10 protein-coding genes are annotated in these 12280 nt (G+C 21.2%); 9 read left to right on the top strand and 1 reads right to left on the bottom strand.

What is annotated here, in order from left to right; genetic code table 11:
- The first annotated feature begins 376 nt into the window (after window positions 1–376).
- Entirely contained in the window at window positions 377–556 is a 180-nt protein-coding gene (locus OC710_RS01765; protein ID WP_101677296.1) for a hypothetical protein, read from the top strand.
- A gap of 262 nt (window positions 557–818) precedes the next feature.
- Here the strand turns inward: OC710_RS01765 and OC710_RS01760 are convergent, their stop codons facing one another.
- Window positions 819–1316 carry an SVM family protein gene (locus OC710_RS01760; RefSeq protein WP_004994546.1) on the bottom strand — a complete coding sequence of 166 codons (498 nt, stop codon included), beginning with the start codon at window positions 1314–1316 and terminating at the stop codon, window positions 819–821.
- A gap of 1199 nt (window positions 1317–2515) precedes the next feature.
- On the opposite strand from OC710_RS01760, the gene OC710_RS01755 reads away from it, so the two are divergent.
- The 8 genes from OC710_RS01755 to OC710_RS01720 all read left to right on the top strand — a co-directional run bounded on the left by OC710_RS01755 (window position 2516) and on the right by OC710_RS01720 (window position 12047).
- Window positions 2516–3151, top strand: a complete 636-nt coding sequence (locus OC710_RS01755; protein ID WP_004994544.1) for a hypothetical protein — start codon at window positions 2516–2518, stop codon at window positions 3149–3151.
- A gap of 59 nt (window positions 3152–3210) precedes the next feature.
- The gene (locus tag OC710_RS01750; RefSeq protein WP_004994542.1) at window positions 3211–3684 is read left to right on the top strand and encodes an SVM family protein; all 474 of its coding nucleotides are present in this window, start codon (window positions 3211–3213) and stop codon (window positions 3682–3684) included.
- A gap of 18 nt (window positions 3685–3702) precedes the next feature.
- Window positions 3703–4077, top strand: coding sequence for an SVM family protein (locus OC710_RS01745; RefSeq protein WP_004994541.1), 375 nt, complete (start codon window positions 3703–3705; stop codon window positions 4075–4077).
- A 1748-nt stretch (window positions 4078–5825) separates the two neighbouring features.
- A complete protein-coding gene (locus OC710_RS01740; RefSeq protein ID WP_004994539.1) occupies window positions 5826–6566 on the top strand; it encodes a hypothetical protein in 741 nt (246 codons plus the stop codon).
- Window positions 6567–6623: 57 nt separating this feature from the next.
- The gene (ylqF, locus tag OC710_RS01735) at window positions 6624–7475 is read left to right on the top strand and encodes a ribosome biogenesis GTPase YlqF (protein ID WP_004994536.1); all 852 of its coding nucleotides are present in this window, start codon (window positions 6624–6626) and stop codon (window positions 7473–7475) included.
- A gap of 88 nt (window positions 7476–7563) precedes the next feature.
- The gene (topA, locus tag OC710_RS01730) at window positions 7564–9543 is read left to right on the top strand and encodes a type I DNA topoisomerase (protein WP_004994534.1); all 1980 of its coding nucleotides are present in this window, start codon (window positions 7564–7566) and stop codon (window positions 9541–9543) included.
- Window positions 9544–9632: 89 nt separating this feature from the next.
- Window positions 9633–10589 (top strand): signal recognition particle-docking protein FtsY, encoded by a 957-nt coding sequence (ftsY, locus tag OC710_RS01725; protein WP_004994533.1) that lies wholly within the window; start codon window positions 9633–9635, stop codon window positions 10587–10589.
- A gap of 87 nt (window positions 10590–10676) precedes the next feature.
- Window positions 10677–12047, top strand: a complete 1371-nt coding sequence (locus OC710_RS01720; protein WP_004994531.1) for a signal recognition particle protein — start codon at window positions 10677–10679, stop codon at window positions 12045–12047.
- Window positions 12048–12280 lie beyond the last annotated feature (233 nt).

Genomic DNA, 12280 nt, shown 5'->3' with positions numbered 1-12280 from the left:
ATTTTATTGAGGCATTATTTTCAATGTACCATCAAGATGACAAAAAAGTTTTTGGACTAAATAAATTATGCAGTGGATTTTATGAACTGCGAAACCTAATTTGGCAATGATTCCTGACGCTTGTTTTGTAACCCTGCCTCCATTGTTCTTAACATACATCAACCACCAAAAAAGCGTCCATATAAAATTCTGCTCCCCCTTAAAACGACGTCACGTAGATTAACAAATCTATCTATAAAATCACCTCAGCTAAGGGATAACATAAAAGGGGTTGTAAGTTATTAAATGATGCAATTAAAAAAATAAATTATATCTTTGACCATTATGTTTAATTAGTTATTTAGAATTATTCCTGTTAATCAATATCCATCCAGTTATGGCAATGGATAATCTAAACATTTCGAGAATTAGCAATAATCAACTTAATCATGATAATCATCTTAACATTGAAGAAATAATAATTAATTTAAAATATAAAATTTATGATAATGCAACCGAAATAACCAAAATAACGCATAAAATAAATGAATTAGTTAATAATGATAATCAAAAATAAATTTATTTAAAATTTCAAAGAAAATTATCAAGAATATTAGTTCGTATTCAAAGTGCAGAATTAAAAATTTATCAAAAATTATTAAAAGATGACAATAATAACAATAAATAAAGTATTATCTTTAATCTATAAAACCCTTTTTTAAAAAAAGAGGGGGGGTATTTTTCTTCATTAATACAATAAATATAGTAAATAAAAAAGACCCCCCATTGGTAAGGGGGGGGGTTTGAAAAAAAGAATAATAATTTATATTAAATTTTATTTATAAATTTGCATTTAATTCGTTTTGTAAATGGAAATATTTTTGGTTTAAATTTTGAATTTTTTGGATTATTTCTTGATGTTTTTTGTTAAGTTCTTCTATCATCGTTGTGTCTTGATATAGTCCGCTTAAACTGAAAATTTTTATAGCTATTTGGTTACGTTCATATGAATATTGCCAAATTTTTTGATTTATACAATTTAAAGCATTCAGATGAGCAATTCTTTTATAAAGATCTGTCATATTTTGAGCTAAATCTTTTGATTGTCTTATTAAATTATAAGGATTTAAATTCAGTTTATTAAAATGCAAAATTTTTTTAGATATGTTGTCTCTTTTGGATGAAATTTTAAGTATTTCATTTTTAATTGAATGTGGATCATTTGGATTATAACCATCCATTGCCATAACTGGATGGATATTGATTAACAGGAATAATCCTAAATAACCAACTAAAAATAATAATAAAAAATATAATTTATTTTGGTATATAACCATGAATTTAAACCTCTTTTTTTATTTTTAATCCTCAATTGAAAGAATGTCATAGATAAAATTCAGGTATTTTCATATATTATTTATTGTTCATCAAATTAATTTCATAACCTTTCTGATAATAATAAGATATTAACGAATTTGGAAATTTTAATATATAACTATTATATAACTTTAGTAAGGAAATATTTAATCAAAATCATAAGAAAATTAATTTTTTTCTATTATTAATTAATAATAGGGTAATAAAATTTTAGCATTTTTTTTACTTTTTTTATTGTTCCGCGTAATGTTGTTGAACAAGAGCATAACTCAATTTTGTTATTTTTATTATGATTTTAAAACATTTATTTCATCATTTTGATTTTATAATTATTCTTCTAATCTATTTTTCTTTTAAAAAATTTTACAATATTGAAAACTTATTTTTATTTTATAGATTAATTATTTAATGAACCCTTAATATTCATTGATTAGTATATTATATTATTTTTTTATTTCTTGAAATTGCTCTACTGATTTGTAATATTCCTCTCTTAAATTATATTTTTCTGATAGTTAATTAATCAATTATCTTGCTAAATATGCTTTGACAATAATATGCTAACATTGTTTTTTAATAACCCTATTATCCACACTTTCCTTAACGTGTCATAACCAACAAAAGGATCTAAATAACATTCAAATCCCTGCAAAATAGCATCACATAGATTACAAAAACTAAATTTTTCATAAAATTCAACTTATTAACATAAAAGTTAAAATAAAAAAAAATTCATAAAAAATTAAAACAAAATTATAAATAAAAAATAAATTATTTAACCAAAAAATAAGAGATATTTATAAAAATATCAATAAATCTTAAAAGGTACTATCCAACATTTTAAAGATAGAATTATTTATTACGCAACAAAAAATAAAACAATAACTTATTAATTTAACAACAGTTTTAATTTAAAATTAAAAAGTTAAATATGTTAAAATATTGCTATATTAAAAAACATTAAAAGATAAATATATATTAGATCAAAATTAAAAAAATAATCAAATGGTTTTTTATCATTTGAGTATTATTTCTTTTTTATTTATTGATTTTATCATTTTAACTAAAATGAAAATTATTAAAATATTTAAAGAAAAAATACCTATTTTTCCCAAGTTAAACCTAAAATTATCTAATAATATAAAAAAGGAGAGGTACCATGGATAAATATCTTGATGGCATGAATAGGAACAGTTATTATAAAAAGCAAAAACAAAAAGTAGAACAATTATTTAAAAAACAAGATTTATTAAAAAAAGAAGTCAAAGAAAAAAACTTACCAAATTATTTAAATAGCAAAATAATTGATAATAATTTTAATACTAAATTATATAATTTATCAAAAAAAATAATAAAAAATAATAATAAACTAATTAAAATAAATCAAAAAATATTATTAAACCATATCCAAATCCGATCAGAACAACTCTTTAATCTCCTTTACTATATTAAAAAACGTTATCTTTCCGAATATTTAAACACAGATAGTGATACTGATAATCATACTAATTTAAATAACTACAAACGCTACTCTTTCGATACAAAAGACAATAATAAATTATATTTATATGTTAAAATAAGAAAAAAGAATATGAAAACTTCCCAACATTTGTTAACTAAAGACAAAAACTATTATCTAGGCGAAGCTTTTGTTAATAACAACAACTTAAAATTAACCAATTTCCACCTTCAATTAAACCATGTTAGTAAAACTTTATCTATCTTTAAAGACAAACATAATAATGATAACAGAAAAAAAACTGAAAATAATAAAAAAACCAGTTCTGACTGGTAACAAAAATTATATAAACTTCCGATATATTAAAATTTAAAAAATAAAAGGAGATTTAATAAATGTTTACATTACGAAATCACTTTAAAATAATTATTATTTATTTACTAATCTTTTTAGGAATATTATTTATTTTTTATAATAATAAATTAATAGCTATGGGTAACAAATATAGTAATAATAATGAAATTTCCAATGATGAAGAATATGCTTGGCATTTACAAGCGGAATTAGCAATACAAAACGAATTAACACATTTTAAATTTGATAGCGACAAAAAAGCAGAACTTTTAAATGAAAAAAATGCTATTACCACGAAAATCAATAAATATAATAAAAGAAAAAACAATAATAAAGTATTAACTACTCGTCATGATCAACCTGAAAGTTCTCAACAAAATATCATTTCGACAATAGAAAATAATGAAAATAATTCATCAGATGATAATATTCAATATATGAACTTAAGAAAAAATTATTCTCATACACTTTCCATTGATAAACCAGAAAGTTCCAAAAAAAACAATTATAAATAATTATAGGAGATTTAATTAATGTTAAAATTATCAAATCAATTTAAAATAATAAGTATTTGTTTATTTATTTTTTTAGGATTATTATTTATAAATAATAACGAAAATAATAAAAAATTATATGCTTTACCTGGAATAGATTTAAATATAAGACAACAACAACTTGAAGAGGAAAGAGACCGTTTACTTATATCATTAAATAATATTTTTAATAATATGGATTTAAATTCTTCAACACGTTTAAGAATGATGAGAGAAGTTACCGAAAGTATGAATTGTACATTGGATGATCTCCAAAGGATAAATCAACAAATTTTTATGCGTGATCAATATCATCTACAAAACCAAAATAACCGAAATCAACGAAATCAACGAAATAATACTAGAAGAAATTAAAACAATTCGAATTTAATAATCATAAACTTAAAGATCCCTCTTTCTCAGGGGGGGATCTTTTTTTATTTAATAACTAAATGAAGCTAAAATCTATGTTAATTAAAAAATCTTTAATCTTTATTTAGGAAAATATATTTTGTTCATTATTCAAAAAAATTTTTCAGAAAAAGTAATTAATCATAAAGATCAATAGGTTAAATAACACAATCAAATTATGATATTAACATCTTTAAAAATATATTAATACTTCAAAAATTACGTCCCATTACAAGTTAAATCTTTTTTCAATTAATAGCAAAATATTTGGAACAACTTTTACTTCTGAATAATACACTGAAAAAAGTAACAAAACTAAATCCTACATAACACAGATTCTTTAAAAAACAATTAACCTAAATTTTCCTGATACCAATATTAATTAAATTTTACAACCAAATATGTTCCGATATATAAAAATTTATAATTAACGTTTTTTAAATTATTAAACTAAATAAAATTTTTTTATTTTAAATAATTAAAAAGATAAACATTTATATTAATAATAAATTTAATCAAATAAAAAATTATTCGAAATATCTAAGTTTTTTCAATTATTTTAATAAAAATATATTAAAAAATCTCAAATAAAAAATAATATTTAAATATATTATTTAGGAGTTGGAAAAATTTTTTTAAAGTATAACATAAATATTTAATAAAATATAAAACTAATTAATCACAAAAAAATTTCATTTTTAAAATTAAAATTAAAAATCATTGATTTAAAATAATTTAACATTAACAAAATTGAAAAATTTAAAACAGTTAAAACTAATAAATATTAAAATCAAATAAAGCGACACTTAGAGTAGTCGTCAGCCTAATTTTAAAATTAAAATATCTTAAAAAACATAAAGAAGACAAAAGATAATAACCTTTATATGACAAAAAGTTTTAAAGATATTTTAATAAGATATTATACGTCGTTTTGTTGAAAAATTGCTTGTCCGGTTCTGCAGAGAAACTAACTTGACAGTAATATATAATGAAATAAATTACATTATTAAACTTCACTATTCTATTATTATTATATTATTTTTTGATGTATTTAATAAAAATATTATTATATAATTGTTGATGGTTATACAAAGATATTCATAATTAAACTATTGAAAAAAAATAGTTTTAATTAAATTAAATTTCCCAAGGTAATATAAACAGTATAAAAATTTGAATTCATTGTTCATTGAATAAAAAATAATCAAATAATAAAGCAATCAAATAATATATTTTGAATTATATTTTGGATATCTATAACAAAAAGTTATTTGTTAAACTAAAATTATATATAAAAAAACACCTTAATCGACAAAAAATTTATATATTTATCAACAAATATTATCATTAATAAAATAATAATCAAAAAATTTATCGCTTTATTTTTAAATTATGAAAAAATTTTATTTAATTAATAATTCAAATATTATTGAATATAAATTTTATTATGAATTACTTTGGATAAATAAATTTAAAATTACATATAACGTTTTATAAATAATTACAAAAAGCAACTAAGAATTAACTTCTTTAATAATATATGTTTTAAATAGTTTACTATTCATTAAAACCTAAGTTTAAAAGTTAATTAATACATAATTATAATTAATATTTTATCATTCGTGATGTCAAAATTAAAGTTACATATATGGTACGCAAGTTATTTGCTAGAAAATATTCGATAATTAATAAATTTAAAAGGAAGTTTGAATATGTTTTTGGTTAATAATTTATGGAATCAATTGAAATTTTTTGGAATTTTTTTAGCTGGATTTGGTGCCGGAGGTATTACTTTTTCTCTGGTATATTTATTTTTTATTGTTAAAAATTTTAATAAAAATTTTAAAATTTCTTTTAATGAAACAGAAGATTTATCAGAAAACGAAAAAGTTAATAAATTAATTAAAAAACATCAATTAACATTTTTAAATAAAACTCAAGAAAATCCCCAAAAATATATAGAAATATTGTTTCAAGAAATACAAAAATTAACTTTAGAAATAGCAACTATTTTTTATCCGAGGTCGACTTCTCCTTGTTTAGAGTTAAATCTCGGAGAAACTTTATTATTAATAGAATATTTGCATAAAAGAATTGATATTTTATTTCAAAATAAAATTTTATGCATTTTTAAACGTATGACTTTGCGACAAATTATGGTTTTAAAATATAAATTAATAAATAAAAAATATTTACAAAAAATTCAAAAAACTAATAAATTAATGAATTTTTTAAGTACTTCAGTTAATATAATTAATCCTTTTTATTGGGCTAAAAAATTGTTTTTACAACGTCTTTATCATATTTTATTAGATAAAATTGGTTTAGCTATTATTTTAATATCTGGCGAAGAAGTATATAAGGTTTATAGTAAAAAAATTTTTGTTCCTGATCAAGATTTGAAATTATATCTACAAAATTTAAAACAAGAATTAGATAAAAATAATAAATAATAAAATTTAATAATTATAATAATTATTATTTTATTAAAAAATAAGAAGAGTAAGATAATGCGTGAATTTTGTATTCAATGGTTTCCTGGTCATATGAAAAAAACCTTTAAAGAAATAGATCAATCTTTAAAAATGATTGATTTAATGTTAGTAATTTTAGATGCAAGAATACCTTATTCAAGTGTCAATTGGGAATTGTTAAAAACATTTAATAATAAGCCATTTTTATTGTTGTTAAATAAAATATCTTTAGCGGATATGTCTAAAATAAATATTTTTAAAAATTTTTTTAAAAAAAATAAAATACCGGTATTATGGATTGATGCTAAATCAAAAATTAATATTCACCAAATTAAACCCTATATATATAAAATTTTAAAAATAAAAAAACCCCTTTGGGAACATAAAATTTTAAAATTAATGATTACCGGTATCCCTAATGTGGGAAAATCAACATTAATTAATTGTTTAGCTAATAAAAAGGTTGTTAAAACTGCGAATATACCAGGTATCACAAAACAAATGCAATGGATTAAAATAGATCAAAGAATTAAATTATTAGATACTCCTGGAATTTTATATCATAAATTTAGTGATCCTTATATTGGATATAATTTAGCTATTTGCGGCTGCATTAAATCTACTTTATATCCGAAATTACCTATTGTAGAATATTTATTAACTTATCTTAAACAACATTATTATCAAAATTTAAAAAAATGTTTCAAATTGGATGAACAAGAATTAGAATTACCTAATTTATGGTATAAAATAGCAAAAAAAAATATTTATTTAACAAAAAATAATATTATTGATGAAAATAAAGTTTTAGATATGATTTTGTATAAAGTCTCTAATGGTTTTATAGGTCCTGTTAATTTTGATTTAAATTTCTTTAATGTGATATAATTGCTTTAAAAGTTATGCAAGTAAATAATTTATAATAGAAAACTTCATTTTATAGATTTAATAATTTCTTTAAGGAGCATTTTTAACTATGAAGTCACAAGTAATTATTGTAGAATCACCTTCTAAAGCTAAAACTATCAGTAGTTTTTTTGATCATAAAATTTTAGTTTTATCTTCAAAAGGACATATACGTAATTTATCTTTAAAAGGTAATGATAATTTAGGTATTGATATTGATAATAATTTTAAACCTGATTATTGCATTATTAAAGGTAAAGAAAAGTTAGTTCAAGATTTAATTTCCAAAACTAAAGATAAATATGTATTTATAGCTACTGATTTTGATAGAGAAGGCGAAGCTATTGCATGGCATTTAGCTCAAGTTTTAAAATTAAAACCGTTAGATAAAAATAGAATTTTTTTTAGTGAAATCAATAAAAATGTTGTTATTAAAGCTTTTAATAATCCTGTAACGATTAATAAACGTTTAGTAGAATCACAAGAAACTCGACTTATTTTAGATAAAATAATTGGGTTTAAATTATCTTCTTTAGTTAGACGTATTCGTTCTAAATCGGCAGGGCGTGTTCAATCAGTGGCTTTAAAACTTGTTGCTGAACGCGAAAAAGAACATAATGATTTCATTCCCGAAGAATATTATTTAATTAAAGCTATTTTTGAAAATTTTACAGCTAATTTAATTATTAATCCCAAAAATCCTAAAATTAAACTTGAAGAAGCTAATCAAATTTTAAATCAGTTAAAAAATAAAAAATTTTATTTAAAAGATATAATAAAAACTAAAAATTTAAATAAACCTCCGAAGCCATTTATTACTGCTACTTTACAACAAGAATCTTTTAAATATTTAGGTATGAATGCTCGTAAAACTATGATCATTGCGCAAAAACTTTATGAAGGAGTTAAAATAGATCAGGAAATAATTGGATTAATTACTTATATGAGAACCGACTCTTATCGTATGTCCGAGGAATTTGTTGAAAATGCTCAAAGTTTTATTAGTGAAAAATTTGGTTCTTCTTACGTAAATGATATAAAATTAAAAAATTTATCTAAAAATCGTATAGAAGCTCATGAAGCTATTCGCATTACTGATATAAAAAAAACTCCTCAACAAATTAAGTCTTATTTAAATAAAGATGAATTATCTTTATATAATTTAATTTATCAAAAAACTATATCTAGTTTAATGAGTGCAGCAGTTATTAATAAAACACAGTTTATTTTTGAAATAGAAAAATATTTATTTCAAGTTGAAGGTTATCAAATGATATTCGATGGTTATTTAAAAACTAGTTTTTATTCTAATTTTAAAGAAATATTATTACCTGATTGGCAAAAGCATCAATATTATTTACCTCAAAAAGTTATAGCTAAATCCCAAATGACTTTACCTCCGCCTCGTTATAACGAAGCTTCTTTAATTAAACATTTAGAAAATTTAAAAATAGGCAGACCTTCAACTTATTCTCACATTATTGAAACTTTAAAAAATAGATATTATGTAAATATTAAAGATAAGAAAATGATTTGTACTCAACGAGGATTAATGACGAATGAACTTTTAATAAAATTTTTTAATTCTTTTATTAATATCGAATATACAGCTTATATGGAAGAACAATTAGATAATATAGCTAATGGCAAAGTAGATAAAATAACTATTTTAAATAAATTTTATGATGATTTTATTAAATTATTTATAAATGCTAATAATAATATTAAAGTTATGAAAAATATTACAACACAAAAAAAATGTACTATTTGTGGAGATTTTATGGTAGAACGTTACAGTAAATATGGTGTCTTTTTAGGATGCAATGCTTATCCTAAGTGTAAAAATTCCGATATTGATCAAAAAAAATCTATAATTTTAACAAATCAAAATTGCTCCTCTTGTGGATCTTTAATGGCAGAAAGGAATGGGAAATATGGTAAATTTTTAGGTTGTAGCACTTATCCGAAGTGTAAACAAATTATCTCTTTTAATAAAAATAATAAATCAGAAAATAAAAAAAAAGAGAAAGAAAAATTATCTCAAAAATAAATTTATTATACAATTTAAATTGATATATTTATAGAGTTAATAATTTTATCTATTGCCGTGGTATATAATTAAGAGGAAATAAATAAATTATGTTTAATTTTTTTAAAAAATTATTTAAAGAAAAAACTCAAAATAAAAAAAATTTTTTTGCAAATTTAAAAAATTTATCTGAAGAACAAATACCAGAATGGGCCCAAAGAATTAAATCACAAAATAAATTAACTGATAATTTATTAGATGAATTAAAGATTTTATTACTGAAATCAGATTTAGGTCTAGAATCCACTCAAAATTTAATTAATCAAATTCGCAAAAATATTTCATCAGATATTTTAGCTCAACCAAAATATTTTTTAAATTTTCTAAAAGAACAAATATTGCTATTCTATCAACAAAATAATAAAAGCAATAATAACGACAATATTTCAACACAAAAACCACAAATTTATCTTTTTGTGGGAGTTAATGGTTCTGGCAAAACTACCACTATTGGAAAATTAGCTACTCAATTAGTTAAACAAAATAAAAAAGTTTTATTGATAGCAGCAGATACTTTTCGTACCGGAGCGATAGATCAATTAGAAAGTTGGAGTATAACTTCAAAAAGTAATTTTTTTTCAAAAAATAATAGTCAACCAGCAAGTGTCATTTTTGAAGGTTTGAAATATAGTAAAAATCAAGATTTTGATGTGATTTTATGCGATACTTCCGGAAGATTACAAAATAAAGATAATCTAATGCAAGAATTAGCTAAAATAGACAGAGTTATTAAAAAGTATAATACTCAAGCTCCTCACGAAACCTTTTTAATTTTAGACGCTATGACAGGCCAAGAAGCTTTAAAACAAGTGGAATCTTTTAGTCAAAAAATTCCGGTTACTGGTATTATTCTTACAAAATTTGATCATTTTTCTAAAGGAGGGTTAATTTTAGCAATTAAGCATTTATATCAATTAGAAACTAAATATATAGGTATTGGCGAATTACCAAATGATTTATTGAAATTTGATATTCAAAATTATGTTAATTGTTTATTTGATAATTAATAAAATTAAATATTATATATAATTAACATTTATTATAAATAATATTTCTATTAATATAATATCAATAAATAAAAAAAGGAGTTATTAATGAATTTTTTAAGTAATAGTGTTCAAAAAATAATTGATAAAATCGGTAATAAAAAATATATTAAAAAAGAAGATATTGATAATATCATGCAAGAGATTAATCCTGCTTTATTAAAAGCAGATGTTGATTATGAAGTAGTAATTAAATTTAATGAATTAATTAAACAACAAACTTTAAATATGGAAATTTTAAAAGGTTTAACTCCTCAACAACAAGTTATTAAAATAATTCAAAATACTTTAACTAATATTTTAGGTAGTCAACCTTTACCTTTAAATTTAAAAGATAATAAGTTAAATATTTTTATGTTAATAGGTATGAAGGGTAGCGGAAAAACAACTGTTGCAGGTAAATTAGCTTATTTTATATATAAAAAAAAGATTGATAAAATTTTGTTAATTGCAGCAGATTATCATAGACCTGGTGGAATTCAACAATTACAACAAATAGGAAAAAATATTAATATAGAAGTTTACACTAACAATGATACAAATGATGCATCAGAAGTTATTTTGCAAGGTATTAATTATGCAAAAAAAAATAATTTTCAAACTGTTATTATAGATACTACCGGATTCTCTCCTGAAGATGAAATTAGTGTTAACAATTTAGCCTTAATTAAAAAAAATATTAAACCCGATGAAACTTTTATTGTTGTTGACGCTTTAGGAGGTCAACGAATATCAGGAAAAATTAAACAAATTAATGAAAAATTATCATTTACTGGGGTAATTATGACTAAAATGGATGCTAAAACTTCAGGAGGTTTAATTTTATCTATTAGATATATCACAAAATTAGCTATTCGTTTTATTTCAAGCTCAGAGCAACATAATGATGATAATTTTGAATTTTTTTATCCTGAAAGAATAGCTTCTCGAATTTTAGGTATGGGCGATTTATCTACTTTAATAGAAAATATAGAAAATAAAATAGATCCAAAACAAAATGCCGAATTAATAGATAAATTATTTCAAGACAATTATAATTATTATGATTTACAAAAACATTTAAATTTAATTAAAAAGATGGGATCTTTTCAAAAAATTTTAAATTTTATTCCTGGAATAGGTAATAAAATAACTAATTTAAATATTTTAGATAATAATATAATAGTTAAATTTGAAGCTATTATCCAAAGCATGACACATGAAGAAAGATTAAATCCAACATTACTGGCTAATAATAATCGTCGTCGTCATCGTATTAGCAAAGGTTCTGGTACAACTAATCAAGAAATTAATTTATTGATTGATTTTATCGAAAAACAAAAAAATTTAACAAAAAAACTAGATAATAAAAATTTGAATAAAGATTCTTCAATCACAGATTATCAAGATCTTATAAATAAATTTTTAGATTCACAATAAATAGTTTTAATAGGGGAGTTAATAAAATTTTATGAAACATTTAATATTAGTAGATGGGCATGCACTTATTTTTCGTGCTTACTATGCTACAGCTTATAAACAAAAAGGGCGCAAAAGATGCGCATAATTCCGCTATTTAACGCATAGCCTGGAGTGATAATCTCCAGAGGTCACGTAAACACTGTAAGGTGGGCTTGATTAATTGTCTCGAAAGAGTAATTAATAACAGCAAA

Source organism: 'Vigna radiata' phytoplasma, assembly GCF_030586915.1.
Lineage (GTDB): Bacteria > Bacillota_I > Bacilli_A > Acholeplasmatales > Acholeplasmataceae > Phytoplasma > Phytoplasma australasiaticum.
Note: the sequence above shows the minus strand (reverse complement) of the source record. Positions and strands in the feature narration are given on the sequence as shown.

Excerpts from the sequence above, each read along its gene's own strand:
- OC710_RS01765 (WP_101677296.1), top strand. The coding sequence starts at position 377 with ATGGCAATGGATAATCTAAACATTTCGAGAATTAGCAATAATCAACTT.
- OC710_RS01760 (WP_004994546.1), bottom strand. The coding sequence starts at position 1,316 with ATGGTTATATACCAAAATAAATTATATTTTTTATTATTATTTTTAGTT.
- OC710_RS01755 (WP_004994544.1), top strand. The coding sequence starts at position 2,516 with ATGGATAAATATCTTGATGGCATGAATAGGAACAGTTATTATAAAAAG.
- OC710_RS01750 (WP_004994542.1), top strand. The coding sequence starts at position 3,211 with ATGTTTACATTACGAAATCACTTTAAAATAATTATTATTTATTTACTA.
- OC710_RS01745 (WP_004994541.1), top strand. The coding sequence starts at position 3,703 with ATGTTAAAATTATCAAATCAATTTAAAATAATAAGTATTTGTTTATTT.
- OC710_RS01740 (WP_004994539.1), top strand. The coding sequence starts at position 5,826 with ATGTTTTTGGTTAATAATTTATGGAATCAATTGAAATTTTTTGGAATT.
- ylqF (WP_004994536.1), top strand. The coding sequence starts at position 6,624 with ATGCGTGAATTTTGTATTCAATGGTTTCCTGGTCATATGAAAAAAACC.
- topA (WP_004994534.1), top strand. The coding sequence starts at position 7,564 with ATGAAGTCACAAGTAATTATTGTAGAATCACCTTCTAAAGCTAAAACT.
- ftsY (WP_004994533.1), top strand. The coding sequence starts at position 9,633 with ATGTTTAATTTTTTTAAAAAATTATTTAAAGAAAAAACTCAAAATAAA.
- OC710_RS01720 (WP_004994531.1), top strand. The coding sequence starts at position 10,677 with ATGAATTTTTTAAGTAATAGTGTTCAAAAAATAATTGATAAAATCGGT.